Origin of the sequence: Sphingomonas sp. PP-CE-1A-559 (assembly GCF_004340965.1) — a bacterium.
Lineage (GTDB): Bacteria > Pseudomonadota > Alphaproteobacteria > Sphingomonadales > Sphingomonadaceae > Sphingomonas.
The window spans coordinates 1-17262 of the sequence record NZ_SLYA01000011.1 but is presented as its reverse complement, the minus strand read 5'-3'; the positions used below and the strand labels follow the sequence as shown (position 1 = coordinate 17262).

At 59.5% G+C, this 17262-nt stretch carries 21 protein-coding genes and 1 tRNA gene; 6 read left to right on the top strand and 16 right to left on the bottom strand.

Annotated features, from left to right (window positions below; all coding sequences use genetic code 11):
- Positions 1–80: 80 nt before the first annotated feature.
- From C8J42_RS17980 to C8J42_RS17940, 9 genes are all read right to left on the bottom strand, one after another.
- Positions 81–311, bottom strand: a complete 231-nt coding sequence (locus tag C8J42_RS17980; RefSeq protein ID WP_133021204.1) for a BrnA antitoxin family protein — start codon at positions 309–311, stop codon at positions 81–83.
- Positions 298–519: a BrnT family toxin gene (locus tag C8J42_RS17975; RefSeq protein ID WP_243644588.1), complete on the bottom strand. Its 222-nt coding sequence runs from the start codon at positions 517–519 to the stop codon at positions 298–300. Before C8J42_RS17975 ends, C8J42_RS17980 begins: the two co-directional genes overlap by 14 nt.
- A 136-nt stretch (positions 520–655) precedes the next feature.
- Entirely contained in the window at positions 656–1543 is an 888-nt protein-coding gene (locus tag C8J42_RS17970; protein ID WP_165895552.1) for a toprim domain-containing protein, read from the bottom strand.
- A gap of 130 nt (positions 1544–1673) precedes the next feature.
- Positions 1674–2117, bottom strand: coding sequence for a hypothetical protein (locus C8J42_RS17965; protein ID WP_133021202.1), 444 nt, complete (start codon positions 2115–2117; stop codon positions 1674–1676).
- A 218-nt stretch (positions 2118–2335) separates the two neighbouring features.
- A complete protein-coding gene (locus C8J42_RS17960) occupies positions 2336–2713 on the bottom strand; it encodes a DUF2726 domain-containing protein (RefSeq protein ID WP_133021201.1) in 378 nt (125 codons plus the stop codon).
- A 154-nt stretch (positions 2714–2867) separates the two neighbouring features.
- Positions 2868–3197 carry a single-stranded DNA-binding protein gene (locus C8J42_RS17955; protein WP_165895551.1) on the bottom strand — a complete coding sequence of 110 codons (330 nt, stop codon included), beginning with the start codon at positions 3195–3197 and terminating at the stop codon, positions 2868–2870.
- Positions 3198–3248: 51 nt separating this feature from the next.
- Complete coding sequence (locus tag C8J42_RS17950; protein WP_243644587.1) at positions 3249–3896, bottom strand: hypothetical protein; 648 nt, start codon at positions 3894–3896, stop codon at positions 3249–3251.
- 341 nt (positions 3897–4237) lie between these two features.
- On the bottom strand, positions 4238–5041 hold the full coding sequence (locus tag C8J42_RS17945) for a helix-turn-helix domain-containing protein (RefSeq protein ID WP_243644586.1): 804 nt from the start codon (positions 5039–5041) through the stop codon (positions 4238–4240).
- Positions 5042–5540: 499 nt separating this feature from the next.
- Positions 5541–6398, bottom strand: coding sequence for a replication initiator protein A (locus C8J42_RS17940; protein ID WP_133021198.1), 858 nt, complete (start codon positions 6396–6398; stop codon positions 5541–5543).
- Between the two features lie 445 nt (positions 6399–6843).
- Between C8J42_RS17940 and parA the strand changes: the two genes are divergently transcribed.
- The 3 genes from parA (at position 6844) to C8J42_RS17925 (ending at position 8773) form a co-directional block, all read left to right on the top strand.
- Entirely contained in the window at positions 6844–7530 is a 687-nt protein-coding gene (gene parA, locus C8J42_RS17935) for a ParA family partition ATPase (protein ID WP_133021197.1), read from the top strand.
- Entirely contained in the window at positions 7527–7826 is a 300-nt protein-coding gene (locus C8J42_RS17930) for a ribbon-helix-helix domain-containing protein (protein ID WP_133021196.1), read from the top strand. Before parA ends, C8J42_RS17930 begins: the two co-directional genes overlap by 4 nt.
- A 512-nt stretch (positions 7827–8338) precedes the next feature.
- Positions 8339–8773 (top strand): DUF3617 family protein, encoded by a 435-nt coding sequence (locus tag C8J42_RS17925; RefSeq protein ID WP_133021195.1) that lies wholly within the window; start codon positions 8339–8341, stop codon positions 8771–8773.
- Positions 8774–8906: 133 nt separating this feature from the next.
- Here the strand turns inward: C8J42_RS17925 and C8J42_RS17920 are convergent, their stop codons facing one another.
- The 6 genes from C8J42_RS17920 to C8J42_RS20670 form a co-directional block, all read right to left on the bottom strand.
- Positions 8907–9128 carry a hypothetical protein gene (locus C8J42_RS17920; RefSeq protein WP_133021194.1) on the bottom strand — a complete coding sequence of 74 codons (222 nt, stop codon included), beginning with the start codon at positions 9126–9128 and terminating at the stop codon, positions 8907–8909.
- Positions 9129–9370: 242 nt separating this feature from the next.
- Positions 9371–9447 (bottom strand) — tRNA-Pro (locus tag C8J42_RS17915).
- A gap of 363 nt (positions 9448–9810) precedes the next feature.
- Complete coding sequence (locus tag C8J42_RS17910) at positions 9811–10623, bottom strand: helix-turn-helix domain-containing protein (RefSeq protein WP_243644585.1); 813 nt, start codon at positions 10621–10623, stop codon at positions 9811–9813.
- Positions 10624–11213: 590 nt separating this feature from the next.
- Entirely contained in the window at positions 11214–12125 is a 912-nt protein-coding gene (locus C8J42_RS17905) for a replication initiator protein A (protein ID WP_243644584.1), read from the bottom strand.
- A 562-nt stretch (positions 12126–12687) separates the two neighbouring features.
- The gene (locus C8J42_RS17900; protein WP_133021192.1) at positions 12688–13368 is read right to left on the bottom strand and encodes an SOS response-associated peptidase family protein; all 681 of its coding nucleotides are present in this window, start codon (positions 13366–13368) and stop codon (positions 12688–12690) included.
- The gene (locus C8J42_RS20670) at positions 13368–13499 is read right to left on the bottom strand and encodes a hypothetical protein (protein ID WP_279388766.1); all 132 of its coding nucleotides are present in this window, start codon (positions 13497–13499) and stop codon (positions 13368–13370) included. Before C8J42_RS20670 ends, C8J42_RS17900 begins: the two co-directional genes overlap by 1 nt.
- An 86-nt stretch (positions 13500–13585) precedes the next feature.
- On the opposite strand from C8J42_RS20670, the gene C8J42_RS17895 reads away from it, so the two are divergent.
- Together C8J42_RS17895 and C8J42_RS17890 are read left to right on the top strand one after the other, a co-directional pair.
- Entirely contained in the window at positions 13586–13918 is a 333-nt protein-coding gene (locus C8J42_RS17895) for a hypothetical protein (RefSeq protein WP_133021191.1), read from the top strand.
- Positions 13919–14312: 394 nt separating this feature from the next.
- Positions 14313–14612, top strand: coding sequence for a hypothetical protein (locus tag C8J42_RS17890; protein ID WP_165895550.1), 300 nt, complete (start codon positions 14313–14315; stop codon positions 14610–14612).
- A 285-nt stretch (positions 14613–14897) separates the two neighbouring features.
- Here C8J42_RS17890 and C8J42_RS17885 read toward each other — a convergent pair whose 3' ends face one another.
- Entirely contained in the window at positions 14898–15170 is a 273-nt protein-coding gene (locus C8J42_RS17885) for a hypothetical protein (RefSeq protein WP_133021189.1), read from the bottom strand.
- Positions 15171–16275: 1105 nt separating this feature from the next.
- On the opposite strand from C8J42_RS17885, the gene C8J42_RS20665 reads away from it, so the two are divergent.
- The gene (locus tag C8J42_RS20665) at positions 16276–16410 is read left to right on the top strand and encodes a hypothetical protein (protein ID WP_279388765.1); all 135 of its coding nucleotides are present in this window, start codon (positions 16276–16278) and stop codon (positions 16408–16410) included.
- Positions 16411–17262: the final 852 nt, after the last annotated feature.

The following is a 17262-nucleotide window of genomic DNA, read 5'->3' as shown; positions in this document are numbered from 1 at the left end:
TGCGCTCATGCGCAGGTTCGCCCTGTCATGGACGATAAACTCCGTACCGTACCGGGCCAGAGGGCGCGGCGACCACGCCCTCAAATTTGTCCGGCCGTCACCATTTTTTCCAACAAGGCATTCACACGGGTCTGCCACCCGGGGCCGCTACCCCGCAAATACGCGACCGTCTTGGCATCGAGACGGATTTTGACTTCCACCTTGGGGTTTTCCAGTTTCGGTCGCCCGCGCGAGGACGGCTTCATTCCGGCCATGAACGCTGTGTCCATCGGCGGATTGTCGCCGTGAATCTCCGGGTCAAACTTGGCCATGATAGAATCTCACTTCGTGTTTTTCTGCCGGGCGCAGGCTAATGGCGCGAACCGCGTCGTCATGGGAGCCTTCGGTAAAAGCCAGCACATGCAGGCGACCACCGATCATCCCCAAGGCGACAAAGCGGACCTCTCCGTAATCGAAGCGATCGTCCTCGCGCTCGAATGCCGTGTCCCAATCAAATCCTTCCGTAGCTTGCAAGGACACGCCGTGCTCGGCGATATTCCCAGCCTTCCTTGGCGGGATCGAACCCGATTTCCATCGTGATTTCGTACACCCATAAAATAGGCGACACAGATTTATTGTGCACCCATTAATGGGGCTTGAAGCAGGGTCGTGCCGGTTATGACCGTGGGTCCACTTTGGCCGATGCTTGATACGCCTTCCAGGCGTCGTTCCAATCGTCGTGATGCGCAGGCACGCGGCTGACCAGCTCGCGGCCGTTCGCGGTGAGATAGTTGCGAGCCTTGCCGAGCAGTCGATCGGCCGCCCGTCCGCGATCGCCATAGACGATGATGCGGCGCACGCTCGCAGGTATGGCGACGAAGGCGAGGCGCTCGACGCCGCCCAGGGCCCAGGTTGGCGTACCGAACCATTCCATCGCCGACAGGGCGTCCTCGATGCCTTCGGCGAAGCCCAGTTCGTCCGTCGCCGGCGCCAGCCGGATCGCCGCGGTGCCGAGCAGGCCCAGCGAGACCTTGGGCTTGGGCATCGGCTTGTGCAGCACGTTGTCGGGATCGAGGAACGTGCGTTGCACCGCGACGACGCCCATATCGTTTTCGACGGCCGCGATCATGGCGGGCATCGTCCGCTTGGACGGCCCGGAGCCGTGGATGGTCGCGGGGTTGAACCGCAGCGACTTGGGGAACGGGCCGGAGAGGCCGCGTGCGAGGAGATACTCCTCGGCGAGCGTGCCGGCGATCGGCTGACTGGCTTTCCAGAGCCGGCGCGCGAGCGCGCTCATGTCGCGCTTGGGGCTCGCTTCGGGCATCGACACGGCTGCGCGATCGTGGAGCTTGCGGCGCTGCAGAGCTTTCAGGACTTCGATCGTCGTGCAACCGGCGAAGCAGTGGAACAGGATTGCCGTGTCCCCCAGGCGGACAGACAGGCTCGGAGAGCCGTCGTCATGCGCTGGACAACGGCATTCGCCGCGCGTGCCGCGCCAGATTCCGCCGAGCTTCTCGACGATATCCTTGGCGCGGACCTCAGCGTCTAGCGGGAGACGGGCCATGGCGATCGTCCTGTGGGTTTGATGGATTTCGGTCATGGGTGCCTCCGGAGACATTGAACCGAAGAGCAACCGGCATCCTCCCCTCTGAGGCGGCGATGGCCGCCCGCGTCCGCATGGTCGCGAAAGGGGTTTAGCTGTAACGACCCGAGAACAGGTCGCCGATCGCGCGTCGGCGAAAGGCGTTCCACCAGCGGCGCCGACGATGTTCGGCCGCGTCGTGGATCATGTGGCAGCGCTGGCAGAGCGCTGCGAGGTTGCGCCAGCGCGGGCCGCTGAAGGTCGGGTCGTGGTTGAGATGGGCGGTCGCGAGGTAGACCGGCGTGCGCGTCATCCCGATCGCCTCGAGCGGCACGAAGCCGGGCTGGCGGCGAAGCTGGCGGCCGCGACCATCGCGCCAGGCGTGGATCTCGGTATCCCACCAGACGCCATCGGTGCCCCGCAGCAGCGTGGCGCGGCGTCCGTGGGGGCGCTGGCAATGCTCGCAGCGCCCGTTTGCGCGCGTGAAGCGCACGATCCGACTGATCTCCGGCCAGTCGATCGGGTAGAGCCAGCGATGTTCCGGACGGATCGGCATGGCACCGATTCTGAATCATGCGCCACGAGAACGAAAGGAGAAAATCGCCGTCCAGCGCGGACCTTGTCCTGTTCATTTGATCGGTCATGCGCCGCTCCGCGTCGCACTGACGAACGTACCGGCGTTGTTTGATTGGAGGGGCAGAAGCTGCGTTGCGATATCGGTCATGGAGAGTCTTCCCGCAGGAAGGCGGATGGTGCGGTAGCCGGCCGAAGCGGTCATCGCGTCACGCTTCCGATCGCGCAAGGCATCATGGCTGCGATCGTCCAGCTCGACCAACGCGAAGATGCACCGAATGCGCGATCTCCGAGTACGACGTCGACGATCTTCTGGAAAAACCTAGTGCGGGTACGCATCGCCTCTTTGCGACCGAAGCCGGCCTTAGGCTGTAGGAGCGCGCCCATCGAGACCTGCACGTGCACGCGGGCATGGGAAAGGATGCGCTTGATGATGCCTCGGGCGGCGCGCTCGCGTTCGGTGAGCATCGCCTTGGCGCGTACTTGCGGCGTGCGCGGGATTACCTCGGCGATCGCGGCCAGGACGATGACGACGAGCAGTGCCGCGAGGAGCAATTCAGGTCGCGTGTAGTGCGTCATCGTGCGGTTGAATTTGGTGCGAGGGCCGGGAGGGCGCGCAAAGCGCGCCCTCCCGGCCAGGCGAGGATCGTTACCCGACAGGGCCGACACCGTGTGCGGGCTCGGTCGGGGCGCAGCGCCGATAGAGCTGTGCCAAAGGCGCCCCCGCGTCCCATCAGCTATCCAAGTCCTCGGTATCAGCCTTAGTCAGGACCGAAAATGTATCTGCGATCAACTCGGTCCGGTAGGTCGTGTCGTTCGCTTCGCCATGCTGGCTTTCACGCACGCGGCCGGTGATGTGAACAAGGTCGCCCTTACCAGCATTGTCGACCTGGGAAGCGACATTCGAGAAGCACACCACGCTGTTCCAATGCGTATCCGTCTTCCACTCCTCGCCGTCGCGCCGGTTATAATTGGCCGCAACGCTGACGTACTTCACTTTCTCACGCGACGTAATCTTGCCAATCCGACCGATGATCCGAAACTCTGCGATATTCTGAGGCATCATACTCTCCTTGGCTGAAGTGGAATGCTGAAACCGCCCGGTTGATAAACGCTATTCACGCTTCTGCTCGGGATGTCGGAAATGGTATTTCGCGATGTTCTCGGGCGTCGCGTAAAGTTGGTACGCTTGCGTCCAGTCGTGACTGATGTCGCGCTGTGCGGTTTGCAGTGGCACATGATGGGTGCAGACGAGCCGCCACAGGACATAGGCCAGGACGTTCTTGTCGCCGGCATGAGCCTGGCCCTGGCGCGGTTGAAGCCAGAGGTCGTGCATATCGAGCGGCGCGCCTCCAATCGAAATCGGGATCAGATGGTCCAGCTCGTAATCGACCATGCGCTCGCCGGGATGCTGCGCATCCATCATGCGGCGTTTCAGCAGCCCGGTGATCGAATAGGCGGGTCGTGCCGACCGGGCGTAGCCCGGGCGACAGATCGTCTCGTCGATGTTGGCCAGGGTGATGGCGGGGTCGACCGCCCCCAGTGTTTCGGGCGGTGGAAGAAGCGCGGCTAGGCTCGCAGGGATCAGGGGCGAGTGGATCACCTTTGAGATACCGGCGACGGCATCGCACACCGAGCCGTCGTTCGTCGAGGCGCAGCCGAACGGATTTGAGCCTGCAATGTCGTGGTCAAGCGAGGGGCGTTGCCACAGGACGATCCCTCCGAGGATCGCAGCACCGCCCAGGATCGCGCGCGCTCTCACCGGAGCGGTGCCGTTCTGCCTGGCGCAAAGCACCGGCGCTTTTTAGGCGCTACAAGATCGTCCAGATTTTGAGATCGGGCCGGCATTTCGTCATTATTGCGATATCGGTCAAAAATGACAGCCCTATTTTATCGAACTTTTCGCCGCCTGATTTGAAGCCGACTTTTGGGAAAAGAGCAGACCAAAAGCAGGTCAGCACGCGCGACGATGGGTATTTGAACCCAACGGAAAACGCATGCGCCCGTCGGGTGCACCGCGAAGCGAAGCGCAGCGTCTGGATGTTATTCTAGGTGGGTGGCTTTCTGGGGAATGGTTCGGTCTGATTATCCACACCGACGCCGTCAGGCGTTGAAGCGTTGGCCGTCCAGGCCAACTCCGTTTAGCGGTAGAATAGATGAATCTGTTAGCGGTTGACCATTTTTTTGAGACTCTTGTTTCTCTACAGCCGTCGCAAGACTGAGCATGATGCGGCGTAGGCCGTCGTCTGCGAAATCCTCGGCCGCGACTTGCCGCGGGGATCGCCAAAGCCGCATGGCGGCGATTGCCTCAATCCGGTCGACCTCGCCTTGAACGACGTCGTCGGGGAGCGGAATAGGTCGCATCCTGTGCGGCAGAAACCTGACGAGACAATTCGGAAACCGCATACGGTAGACGTTCGACGTCTGCTCGTTCTTGGCCTTCGGCCGGTCGGCTGCTGGCTCGATCGGGACACACCGGCGCTGCTTATCCAGCAAGCCGACCGCGGCGAGGCTCCTAAGGGCTCGGTGGACTGTTGCACGCGATCGCCCGCTTTTCTTCTCGATCCACTCCCACGTCGGGAACACCTTGCCGGCACAGGTCCGGGCCAGTTCGAGTAGCACCTTTAGGATCTTCAGCGCCCCTGGGGTTAGCAGCATTATGCGTCGCTCGTCCGGGGTGAGGGCGCGCCCTTCTGCCTTGGCGCTTCGTCGGATTGCGTTCTTCTGGTCCTCGAGCTCTGCCGCGCGTGCGTAGATCCGATCGGTCTCGCCCTTTGCGTAGCTGTAGAAGAAATCGTCTTCGAACGTGCCGGCGAGCCGGCTGTTCGGGTGGACCTTGGCGCATGTGCGGTTAGGCCCGCCTGATCGCGCGTCGGTCTGGGTTATCGTTATGCGCTCGAGCGCCATGAATCTCGCGCGTGCGACTGATACGGCTGGCATCTTCCATCCCCTTTTGGGGCTGGGACCGGGGCAAAGAGATCCCGTGGCGCAAAGCGCGCATCCTTGAACCGAAGCTCGAAAGTCGCTATGTGAGGATCGTTATATTGACCCGTGGAAGCCCTGCAAGGCTCTCACATTTAGACTTTTGGGATGCCCGGCCTTTGCGCCGGGCTTTCCTTTATGTGGTCACAGCCGCACCCTTTTTGCCGGTCACGTCGTGCAACCAGTCCAAGTTTGATTGTGGCGAAAAGTTTGATTGTGGCGAAAACGACGCGTCTGCGAAACAGCTAGAGTTCGTGCTTTTGCCGACCGAGGTGCGAAAAAGTTCGTGCTTTCGCCGACCGTTATTGGAGAGGTTCGTGTTTTCGGCGACCGAGATTCGTGCTTTCGCCGACCCAAGTTCGTGCTGTCGCCGCCCGATCGAAATGGACTCGGAACTCGATTCGCAGCAGCTATGAAAAGGGTGTTAAGCGGCTGTGAGCAGTGCGCGTGGGGTGATCTTGACGCGAGCAGCACCAGCATTGCGTCGTGCACGGCCGCTGGCCGATATTAGCGGTGCGTCGACGAGGTTAAATGCGTAGCCGGGAATGACATCTTCGTCGGCGATACGTTTCAACTCGAAGCGAAAATGCTTGAGGGAGCTTTGGTAGCCGAGCTGCAAGCGAAGCTCATCGAGGTCGACGTCGATCGGACCTGTGATACAGGCGGAACGCGCCACTTCATACAGGCGTCGTTCGACCGGCCCGAGCTGAAAATAGCTGGGCGCGTAGTCGAGGACACGACGATCACGAAGAATGGCGCGGTAGAGCCAGTCGCAAAGCCGCACTTTGACAGCCTTCAGCCGTTTAACACCGGTCTTTGTCTTGGAATAATGAAGCTGGGCTTCAGACAACCACGAGAAGAAACCGGCCTGGCCTTCACCGCCAGCTTCGATGTTTGTCTTGATCTGCGTCCCCTGTAGGCGCTCCAACGCGTCTGACAGTCGCGAATAGGACCGGGCGGAGCCACTGATACCGGTGATCCGAAAGAGGTCATGGGCGGTGAAATAGAATTCTTGCGACACGTCCACGCCAGCCTCGAGCTTCGCCACCATCAGACTGGCGATGTAGAGAAGCACTTCCTTGTCGTAGATCGTGGCAACGCCTTTTGAGGTGGCAACGATTTCGATCGAGACGGATTCATTCCGATAGGCGAGTGGCTTCGTCCACTTGCCCTTGCTGAGGGCAAAGAACGGAAATGCCATTAGGGATTGTTCGCCCCGGACCTCGGTGAGGAGAGGGCTATCGAGCGAGAACAGGTCGCCTTGTGGTCTTGCTAGGCTCATGCCTCGCTCCCTGACACCGGGCAATCGGTCGGCGAAAGCACGAAGATTGGGCGTTGAGGACGATGATAGGCTTGAGCACTGCGGTAATCGAGTGCGAAAGTTCGTGCTTTCGCCGTCCGTTTCGAGATTGGCAGGTTCGGCTTCGTGCTTTCGCCGACCGTTTGGAAGGGGCGGTACATAGAATGGACCCAATTAAGCGCTAACGCTCGGCAATGACGGAAAACCTTCAAAAATCTGGTTTTCACCTACTGAGACAAAGCGACAGGGTTTGTAGCATCGCGCTGACTGGCGAGCGGCCATTGCGAACGGGCAGCTATCCGGCACCGCGGTGCCAGATAGTTGCCCGTACGTGGCTGTAGGGGCGCGAGGTGCAGGCATTGCAGCCAATACACTGATCCCCGTCAGCAGTTGCATTGTCGCGATGTAGACATGTAGGGGAGCAGACATGCCTACTATTGCAATAATCAGCCAGAAGGGAGGCGCGGGCAAGACGACGCTGGCGCTTCACCTTGCCGCTGCGGCCCATGACGCGGGGCGCGTTGCGCTCGTCATAGATACAGACCCCCAAGCGACTGCCAGCCAATGGGCAGCCTGGCGCCAAGACGCACCGCCTGAAGTGATCGACAGCCCACCGCCACGACTCTCTGCCAAGATCGCGCAGGCGAGAGGGCAGGGGGCCGATTTCATCGTCATCGATACTCCGCCTCATGCCGACAGCGCCGCGCGTGCCGCAGTCGAGGTTGCCGATCTCGTCCTGATCCCATGCCGTCCCAGCGCCTTCGACCTGGCGGCGATCCAGACGACGGTCAAACTCGTGCAGTTGCTCCGTAAGCCAGCCTTTGTGGTGTTCGCCGCAGGATCCCCCAATGCGCCACGCATGTATCAGGAGGCTGGCGAACTCGTTGAAGGCTTTGGTACGCCAGCCTGTCCGATCCAGATCGCCGACCGCGCCGCCTTTCGTCACGCGAGCGCGGAAGGCCGCACCGTCATGGAATACGAACCCAACGGCAAAGCGGCAGAAGATATTCGACACATCTACAAGTGGACATGTCTACAGCTTGGTATACCGATCAAGGCGCCAAAGAAGCCATCATCCAAACTCTTAAAAGAAAACGGAAAAACTGTAGCATGAGCCGCAAGCCGTCCTTCGCAAACCTGCGTGATCGCACCTTGCCGGAATCCGTCGTCGCAACACCAGTGGCTTCACAGCCTGTTGCACAGACGCAAAACCTGGCGGGCGGGCAGGGGGCTACATCGGGTCCTGCCAGCCGGCAGGGTCGCAAACAGATCGCAGGTTTTTTCACACCCGAGATGTCGTTCGCCATGCACACGTTGGCACGTCGCCAAGGCAGAAGCCTTCAGGCGCTGATGGCCGAGGCATTCAACGACGTGCTGCGCAAGCATGGCGAAAGCCCGATCGGGGACTGATCGCGGCATCACGTTCCGATTGGCCTTGCCGGCCTGCGCCCAAGCGTAGTGCGGACGCGTCACAGCCGGGCAGCTAGAGTCGATAAGCAATTCGACTGTGACGGCCAACCCTGCCCTTGAATTGCAATGAGATTCCTGGCGCACGCCTTCGGGATCGCTCGTTTTCCCGGCCAGCATGGGCAGAAGCATGTGCCGATCTGGCAACGCACATTGTCAGCCCGTCTTATCTGAGAGGTTAGCAAGACCGGCACGGGCAATAACGTGGCGCACACCAGTGTACTCGAGCGGTTCCGCATCTTTACCGTTCTCATCATGGTCCCGCTGGTCGCGCAATGCACACGCGCAGAACGCGCAGGATGGACGCGCTGGGGAGGGCGCCCATACCGTGATGTAACCGGTCATCGCGCAAGCTGGGGTAAATTGTTAGGTCCCGTCGCTCTAGGGAGCAGGACCGTCTGCTGCGGGAGGGCAGTCAGTTGTGTACGACGCGCAATCCGGTAAGTGATTGAGGTATGATGAAATACCTCATGCTTATGCTAGTTGGCCTTTCGACTACCGCTACCGCGCAGGTCATGCAGCCAGGAGATTGGGACATCACCTCGAAGGTCGTAGACCTGACCGTACCGGGTGTTCCCGGGTTCCTTCTCCGAATGATGAAAGGCAAATCAAAGGCCGAACGCAAGCATCTGTCGAGCGGGCAGGGGATCGAGACGCTCCTGACGCCTGACCCGAAAGCACGATGCCGGATCGACAGCCAGCGCGTCGCCGACGGCAGATATGCGCAGAACCTGAGCTGCCCGCAAAAGAAGGGCGACTGGATACGTATCAGTCGCACGGGGACGTACGATGCGACGGGCTTTACTGGTCGGGCAACCGTAGCTGGCCTGACCCCCAAAGGGGCTCTCAATATCGTTCTGGATCAGCGCGCAACGCATATCGGGCGATGACGCTGCATTTTTGGTCCAGCCGCTTGTCGAACATCGGCTGGTTCAGGGATACTCAGGCCCATTGCCATTTTCTGCTCAGCGCAAGGCCATCGCTCGAGGCGGAAAAATTCACCGTCAAGACGAGCTATCCTGGTCAGCCGGGAATGCCCCAGTTGGCTTCTTCGTTGGCTGCCTTTGCCGTACGGACAAGGTGCTCGACATAGTTCTGGAAGATGGGAACCGTAAATGTGACCAATAGGGGCTCGCCCGCCGGTTCCTTGAACGTCAGCACGACAAAGCGCTGGCCCTCTTCGTCGAGCACAAGGCCTGCTTCCATCGCACCTGGGCCGCTTGGAGTAATGACGGTCGGTGTCACGCAATACCCTCAATGATATGGGCGACGCCGCGGTATTGCAGCGTCCTGGTTTCCCACAGCCTTTGCGGATTTGGCCAGATCCCGCAAATTGCTCGAACCGACCCATAAATCGCAAGACTTCCGCAACTGGTTATCCTGGAGCAGAGTCCGTCGGTTTTACGTTCGATCGCTGCCTTGAGGCGGGATACAATGACGAAGGCACCCGCCAGCATCGAGGATGCGAGAATAAACCTTACGGTCTATGGTCGGGGAGACAGGATTCGAACCTGCGACCCCCTGGTCCCAAACCAGGTGCGCTACCAGCCTGCGCCACTCCCCGACGGCGCAGCGGTTAGGCATACCAGCGCCAATACGCAAGCGTCATGACGCGGTAGGGACAAAATGCCGGGTTGCCGGTCCTGCATCGCGGGAATCTTGATTGCCGTTCGCTTTCTTGAATGCGGACGCTTTCTAACGCGCGCCATAGCCCAACATGCTGATAACAAACATGATTTCCATAACGCATGGTACGACGTGTCTACTTCGAATGCGGTCCGATAATCGAACGCTTCAGAAACCGCTTGATCCCACTAGGGAGCATTCGCGGCGACATCGTCGCTGCGTCCAGGGTTTTCCGTGTATTATTCCGGTATTTCGGGTCAGGACCTTTCGGTTTTCCCCACTCACGCATCGCGTTGGCCGTCTAGGCCAACACTGCATTTCCCATATTTATAGAATCAGTTAGCGGTTGTGGATCGATTTGAGCCTCGCGCTCCGTGCGATCGATCGTCTCGCCGAGCTTAGCAAGAATCTTGCCGAGCGGACCACCGACGGTAATCTGTGCGAGTTCCCGGCAGGACAGCGTCTTCAGCATCGCATTGGTTTCCAGCGCATGGTCGGCGTGATGCTGAGCAACGTCGTCGGGCAACGGCGCAGGACGCATCCAGCGCGGAAGATAGGACCGCACGCTGCCAGGCAGCAAAGGTCGGTAAGCGTTGGATGTCTGTACGTACCGCGGCCCGGGGCCGTCACTCTTCACACGGTTGAAGCGTCGCTGGCGCACGAGGAACCCGATCGCCTCGAGAATGCGGAGCGCCCGACCGACGGTTGCACGACCAAGCCCGGTCGCCTCTGCCAGATAGTCGTAGGAGGGGTACACACGGCCACGGTTTAACCGAGCAAGCGTGAGAAGCTCTTCGAAGACCCGCACGGCGCTGCCGGTAAGCTGAGCGATACCTCGCTCGACGACCGTCAGCGTCCGTTCTCCCGAGCGCGCATCGCGCCGCAACCGCCGTGCAGCATCGAGGGTTTTGCGCGCAACATGCAGCAAACGGTCGGTTTCGCCCTTGCCGGGTGGCGTCCAGAAGACTTCTTCGAAGGTACCAGCCTCCAGGCTGTCGCGTAGCACAGGTGCGCCTGTCCGGTGCAGCGCGCCCGATCGCGCGGGCGCACGCTCGCGCGTCAGCAAGCCGAACGCCTTCAGCGCGGCATCGCCTATCGTAATAGTCCCCATCATCCGTTCCCTCCTGAGGGTGGCGGAAACAGGCAAAAGTCAGCCGTGGCGCGAAACGCGCATCCTTGAATTCAATCTGAAAAGCGCATATTTAGGGATCGTTGTGAGACGATCGTTTGTGCTTGCCGGCACGAACCTAGTATGTGCTTTTGGATGCCCGGCCTTCGTGCCGGGTTTCCTTTTATCCGCTCACAGCCATTCCTTTGTTATCGATGTCATGGGCTTGATGGGGCAGGTGGCGACCTGAGCAGCGTATGCATCCTGCGCTGGCGTAAACGCTGCGCACGATGCGGCTCAGAAACCCGACACTTACCCCCCCTTGCCGATGATCGTTACGACCACGCCCTCGCTCGTCGGATTTGGAAAAAACCGAATTCGACGAACGACGACCGCCGTTCCATCATCCTTGCGGTTTATCGGGGCAGGGCAAAGCGCCAAGGTTCGTGCTTTCGCACGGAAAACTCGGGAAATGTTCGTGCTATCACACGGAAAACCCCTTGCCGGGGCCCGGTCGCTTAGCCGGTCAGGACCAAGAGTACCGAATCTGAGTTCGTGCTATTACACGGAAAACCCCGTGCGAGCCTGCAAGCCGATTACGCGTCGGTGCCGTCTTCAAGGATTTCGAGATCTCTTTTGGGTCGAAAGCTGATGGTCGTATGCAACCGCGGCCGACCACCGCGTCCCGACGGGATTTTTGTTTCGACCACGTCGAGCGTATACTCAGGCAGACTATCCTGTTCAGATACGTCGCGGAGCTGCTTCTTAAAATATTCGAGGCCACGTCGGTCCGAAGCGCAGCCGACGCGCGCCGCCAGTTCACCAATATCAAGTGTAAAACCGTCGTCCTTGCAGTTGAATTTGGCAAGTTCGTAGAGACGCCGTTCGATGGGGCCAAGCTTAAAGAAGTCATGATGGTATGCAGCGATCCGCTGATCCGTCAGGATCGCGCGATACAACCAGTCACACACCATGACTTCGACCCATTTTACACGGCGCTCACCCGTCGACGTCTTGATGTACTTGATATCAGCTTTGAGCAGCCAGGAGAACGAGCTGTCTGATCCTTCGCCACCAGTCTCAATATTTGTGACGATCTGCGTGCCCTGCAGCCTGTTCAAGGAAGCCTTGAGCGACGTGTAAGACCGCGCGGACGAGTTCGTACCGGTAACGCGGAAGAGATCATTGGCGGTAAACGTCATGATCCGGTCGGCTTTTTCGCCTTTTTCGGCCCGCTCCGCCATCAGACTGGCGATATAAAGCAGGATTTCCTTGTCATAGATCGTCGCGACACCGGTCTTGCTCGGATTGATCTCGATCCGGGCTTCTCCCGATTCAAAGACCATCGGGGTCATATGGGCCTTTTTCGACAGGGCGAAAAACGGAAACTCAGCCACGGTCCGCTCGCCCTGGACATCGCCGTATAGCGGGCTGTGCACCGAAAACAGGTCACCCTGAAAAACCGAAACGTCACCCATGATCCCAAACTCGCCTTTATCAGCGATCAATCTGTGTCGCTGCCTCATCCTTGTCCAACGGAAAGGGGGTTTTCCGTGTGATAGCACGAACATTAGCTGGCTAGTCCGAGGCCTGCCGCGTTTGGACAGCCGATCCTGGGGCGGCACCGTGATTCTGGTGCAATACCGTAGAGATCAGGACGGAATCATCGTGCTTTGACCGGGAAAACGCTGAGCTGTGTCATGAGCCAGACAATCACCACACGAGAGTTCGTGCTATTACACGGAAAACCCCGTCAGCCTCACAAACCGCTAGCCGTTTGTGATCGGTCGAGCCGACCATGTCGGCGCTACCTGTGGCTGCCGACGAACAATATTGCGGTCCGCAGGCTGACGCTTCGAGTGATAAACGTCATCTCGCCAGCTGACACGTCGACACGTCGACGATCAGAGCTACCGGTAATATTTGAAGGGAATCCATAGAAGACAATCGGTTAGCCGACCGTCATGGGCATAAGTAAGAGTCCGAAGCCGGGAAAGATTGCAGTGAACGAAGGGCCATTATTGGGAGACCGGCTCGCCAGTCCGAACGTCGGGTGTGGACGAAAAGCGACTACGCAAGCTGGTGGAGACCCATCCCGTCAACCAAAGATATATTTCGCGTCGGGAATACTGGCCCCCTCAGGGTCATCTGGTCCGCCGGATATGGACGCTGTAGCGCCAGCACGTCGTCATAGCTGCCGGTCAACCACCGCTCGTGATCGTCCGGTCGCAGGATCGTGATCATTGCCTTCGGGTGTATCGGCGCGACCAGTGTGTTCGCGTCACACGTGACCATCGCGAAGTAGCGCTGGTCGCCGACTTGTCGCCAGAAGCCGGCGATCGCGAACACGGGCTGATCGATCACGCCAAACCACATCTCCCCCTTGATAGGCTTCTTGCCGTCGCCGAGGTCGGTTGGTTCGCGGGCCCATTCGCAAAACTCTGTTAGCGGGATCAGGCACCGATTGACCGGATCGCTGACGAGAGATCGCCATTGGGGTAGGTGTAGGGTGCGCACGTTCGTCTGCGCGACCTTACGTCCCGCCTGCTTCGCCTGCCCTGCCAAGACGTCCCATTCCATCACGTCGAGCCCGCGGCGCCCACGTTCGTTCCGCACGACATAGGCTCGACCGAACGGGCGCAGTTCCTTTGGATCGAACCGGTTATCCATCGGCTTGTCGGCAAGCCATTGCGCACCAAATCGTTCAGTGATGGTCTCGGGCTCGCCGTCGAACCTTGCTCGATTACACATTAGAGGTTCACCCGACCGACAAGCGCGCCGATCGCGATGACCGAGCCAATGATCGCCCAGCCTTCCCAGGTTCGAGGGGACCAGCCAATCCCTACGACCTTGGGCTGAAACCATTCACGCGGATGATTCATGATGGCTCCGATACTGCGAGAATGGTCGGCACTGCCTTCCGCTTCGTAGCCTCCCGCAATACATGCCAGGAACGGAGGACGCCAGTATGCCCGCAGACATCATGAAGGTAGACGACCAGGCCAAGATTGACCTGTTTCAGGAGGTCATGCCGATCGTCATGCAGTACCTCGCGGCAAACTCCGCCGATCAAGCGTTGATCGCCGACGACATCATCGACTTTTTTGCCCTGTCGATCGCATCGGTAATCCAGAACGATACGAACCTGACCACCCCGCTGCTACAGCGCAAAGGCGTCGAGGCGGCGGGCAAACACATCGCGCACTGGGTTCGCCTGCTGAAACTCGATCACGAACAACGTGGCGCATCGCTGCTGGCAATGACGATGGGTGCGGTCGCGTCAGACGAAACGCAGCAGTAGCCCTTTTCTGTGGAACGTAAGACGGCAGGTTCTAACATTAGGTGATGCCGGTGACCTCACCTATGATCGCGACATGAAACCCGGCAGGTTCATCTCGCATTACGAACGGCAGCTTGGGCGTCCACTAACGGCAGGCGAGTTGGGCAAGGTCAACGAGGCCCGATCAACCAGCGCGGGCAAGCGGGACGCCGTGAAAGCCATGCGGCTAGCCCTTCTGTCCCTGACCCCACAAGCCCGACCCGGGTACCGCGACATAGAAGCGGTGTAACCGGCACGACGCCACCTCAACATGGTGCGACCCGTTTGATGCACGACGAGGGATCGCTGAGCGACAGGTCATCGTGCGGCAGATCAATACGAATTAAAACCATACCGGCCCCGTTTCGATTACCCCTTGAGCAAGGCCAAAGAATCAGGGCGGGGAGGCGACATCATGCCGTTGTGGAACGAGAACGCGGTCGCCGTTGAACGCCGCGACGGCGAGTCCGTCATCATCGGTGAGGGGACGCTGGCAGCGCTGGTCGCTGGACTGCAAACGCTCCGGGCCAGTGCGTTGAATGGGGTGCGGGTCTTTATGCCGGATCGGCACGTTCCACCGTTCACCTTCGAGGGCCAAGGGCTCGTTGAGTTACTGAAGGACGCGCGGCGACCTGACGCGCACCCTACGAAGCTTCTTGCACCGGTTGTGACATGATAGCCGACGCCACGTCACGTAGCTGTGGATAGACGCTTGGACAACATTGCAGCTACCCGACTGCTGAACCTGTCACAGTCACGAACCAGAGCGGTATCCCGTTCGCCCTGCGCCTGAGAGCGATGCACCTGTGCGGATGACGACGCATCACTCTGCCGAAACGGGCGCCATCGTAGCAACTGCCGAGGTCGATCGCCGATAGCATACGACAAAGGCGAAGCACTCGTTCGAATGTCTCGCCTTTCAATTTGCCAGCCTCGCACGAAACGAGGACGGGTCAGCCAATCAGTTAGGGCTGGAGTCGTCGTCGCCACCGCTAGCAACGACCGCAACCACTGCCACCAGGGCAACAACGCCAAGCAGCGGCAGAAGGAATGGCGCACCGGCAATGTCGTTCTTCCGTTTCACCGAAGCCCCAATGCGCGCCGGCGATCCCGCAGCACCAACCATCTTTACGCTGTCAAAGCTGACGGCTTGTGGACGTGCTGGAGCTGCATAGGCTGCACCGATAAACGCCTGGCTAGCGATCGCCGCTCCAAGAATGATCTTTTTGAACATGTTTCTCGACCCTTGAAAGCGGCGCCTATGCGCCTGTAAATCGGCTAATCAATACCGATAGAAGGTCAGGTACACGCATCCGTCAATAATGTCGCCCGGTTCATATCGCCCGCACTATTTGGGTCGATGCCCGTTACGCCCGGTGCCCGAGAGAGGAGCACCCTTGCGGTTGGGAGACGCATCGCTCGGCCGAAACGAACGCCATTTTCTAGTGCGGCGATCCCGTATCATTGCGATGCCGCACCTTGAGCACTCAGCTCGCCAATCCGCTGTGTCGTGCCAGATTTTGGCCTTCCGCCGGCGATGGCCAATAAGCGCACACAATATTTTCATCGCGTTGCCACCCCAGTCTTCAGTCCTGCCGATATGTGAGCTTTTTCTGCCGCTTGTCCCTGGACAGCCACATCGTTGCCCACCAAATCCCTGCTTCTCGCTTGTGGCGCTGCTGGCGACGTTCGGACCTTTGTCGACGTGTGCGCGATTTTAGAATTGACCGTGTGCCGATCGACATTGCCGCCACCGCAGGAACGATCGCCAGGAACTCAAACATGCAACGCCCCAAATCAGCAGATTCCGTACCGCGTATAGGCTTCACATCACGTCCGGCGAGGATTGCTTCCTTACATCTGTCCCATAAGAAGACTTGACGTAACGCAGGCATTCGGACGCCGCGGAGGGGACGAAAGCCCGCTGCGACCTACAGATCATCATCGGGCATCGCAGCTGGAGCATCAGCCACAAGCGCGGCTACGATCGGCAGTTCTAAACCAACCGCTTTCGAGCACTTTCTCCGGGATAGCCTGAAGATTAGGCAATGGGGCAGGGGAGTGACAGGATATCACACCCTGTCGCGCGAACCAGTGGACCGCTTGGACCCCGTCCGCGGTAGGTCCCACAGGTGCCGTGAAATCTATCGACGTGCATGACCCGATCGATTCTTGATGGATGTTGTCGAGCGAGAACGACATTTTTGCCAGTATGCCGGATGGCCAAATTCTTTTTTAACGTCTTGAATGACGTTAGCACGACTACGGACAAGGAAGGGCGTGATCTCTCGAACCTTCAGGCAGCGTCTCAGCACGCACGAAAGGTAATCAGCTAAATCATGGCCGAAGAACTACAAAGCGAGAACAACACGATCCACCTCTCGGTGCTTATTGAGGATGCGGATCATCTGAAGGTCGCGACCATAAAGTGCGTCACCACTATCGTTGAATCGACCCGCCCGTTCGCTGCGTGACCAAAAACCCCGGCTGATCAGCTATAGCGCTGATCGCCTGGTTTGCCCGCTCTCCAGCCGTTGGGCTGACATTGCCACTTGTCAGGCGAACACCAAATCGGCTTCACCGCCGCTGAGGTCGAGCGGCTAAGGCGTTTTGTGTGCACATGGTAATCTTCGGCGGCCTTGCGTGTTGGGCGGCGTCCCTCCTGATTTTCGCCATCTCGTTTCTTGGGGTGAAGACCAGTCGCCGGATACGCATTTGGTTCATGGGTCACGATTAACCCAGCGTCGATCGATCGCGGTCCTGCAGATGATGAACGAGAACGGGGCCTGTATCCCGATCCGGTTTGGAGCGGGTTACCGACACTAACCCGATTTCTGATGGTCCAAAGCGGCCCCTCCCCGACAGATGCGGGCGGCACATCGACTACGACCTGCACGCCTTTTACCCAGACGAAGAAATCCGGGTTTGAGACCTAGCGATGGGGCCTTGATTGGACAGCAAACCTAACCTATTATCTGCATGTCGTTAGCCCACTTTCGACAGCGCACCTTCGGGCGGCTTCGGCCGCCCTTTTTTGTGCGCTAGCTCAGTCGTAGCTTGGCTCACGTGCTTCATCCGGACGAAGACGGGCAAGAGGTCGGGGCCTGAGGCAGAGCGGGATAGCGAGTTGGCAACGGCTACCCCTCGGTTCGTACGGCTGCGGGGCTAAGCACTCTCACGCCCCCCCCGCCAGTTCGCGGTCGCTCTGTAAGCGATCGGAGGACTCGCTGGTGAGCAGCCCCCACCGGGTGGTCCGGGTAGATAGTTAGTGCATCGTCGCCTCCGCCGCCATTGCCGGGCGTAGGTGGAGCGAAGCGGAGCCGGAG

Bases quoted from the DNA above. Each gene is read 5' to 3' on its own strand.
- C8J42_RS17980 (WP_133021204.1), bottom strand. From the start codon at position 311: ATGGCCAAGTTTGACCCGGAGATTCACGGCGACAATCCGCCGATGGAC.
- C8J42_RS17970 (WP_165895552.1), bottom strand. From the start codon at position 1,543: ATGGCCCGTCTCCCGCTAGACGCTGAGGTCCGCGCCAAGGATATCGTC.
- C8J42_RS17965 (WP_133021202.1), bottom strand. From the start codon at position 2,117: ATGCCGATCCGTCCGGAACATCGCTGGCTCTACCCGATCGACTGGCCG.
- C8J42_RS17960 (WP_133021201.1), bottom strand. From the start codon at position 2,713: ATGACGCACTACACGCGACCTGAATTGCTCCTCGCGGCACTGCTCGTC.
- C8J42_RS17955 (WP_165895551.1), bottom strand. From the start codon at position 3,197: ATGCCTCAGAATATCGCAGAGTTTCGGATCATCGGTCGGATTGGCAAG.
- C8J42_RS17945 (WP_243644586.1), bottom strand. From the start codon at position 5,041: ATGGCGCTCGAGCGCATAACGATAACCCAGACCGACGCGCGATCAGGC.
- C8J42_RS17940 (WP_133021198.1), bottom strand. From the start codon at position 6,398: ATGAGCCTAGCAAGACCACAAGGCGACCTGTTCTCGCTCGATAGCCCT.
- parA (WP_133021197.1), top strand. From the start codon at position 6,844: ATGCCTACTATTGCAATAATCAGCCAGAAGGGAGGCGCGGGCAAGACG.
- C8J42_RS17930 (WP_133021196.1), top strand. From the start codon at position 7,527: ATGAGCCGCAAGCCGTCCTTCGCAAACCTGCGTGATCGCACCTTGCCG.
- C8J42_RS17925 (WP_133021195.1), top strand. From the start codon at position 8,339: ATGATGAAATACCTCATGCTTATGCTAGTTGGCCTTTCGACTACCGCT.
- C8J42_RS17910 (WP_243644585.1), bottom strand. From the start codon at position 10,623: ATGATGGGGACTATTACGATAGGCGATGCCGCGCTGAAGGCGTTCGGC.
- C8J42_RS17900 (WP_133021192.1), bottom strand. From the start codon at position 13,368: ATGTGTAATCGAGCAAGGTTCGACGGCGAGCCCGAGACCATCACTGAA.
- C8J42_RS20670 (WP_279388766.1), bottom strand. From the start codon at position 13,499: ATGAATCATCCGCGTGAATGGTTTCAGCCCAAGGTCGTAGGGATTGGC.
- C8J42_RS17895 (WP_133021191.1), top strand. From the start codon at position 13,586: ATGCCCGCAGACATCATGAAGGTAGACGACCAGGCCAAGATTGACCTG.
- C8J42_RS17885 (WP_133021189.1), bottom strand. From the start codon at position 15,170: ATGTTCAAAAAGATCATTCTTGGAGCGGCGATCGCTAGCCAGGCGTTT.
- C8J42_RS20665 (WP_279388765.1), top strand. From the start codon at position 16,276: ATGGCCGAAGAACTACAAAGCGAGAACAACACGATCCACCTCTCGGTG.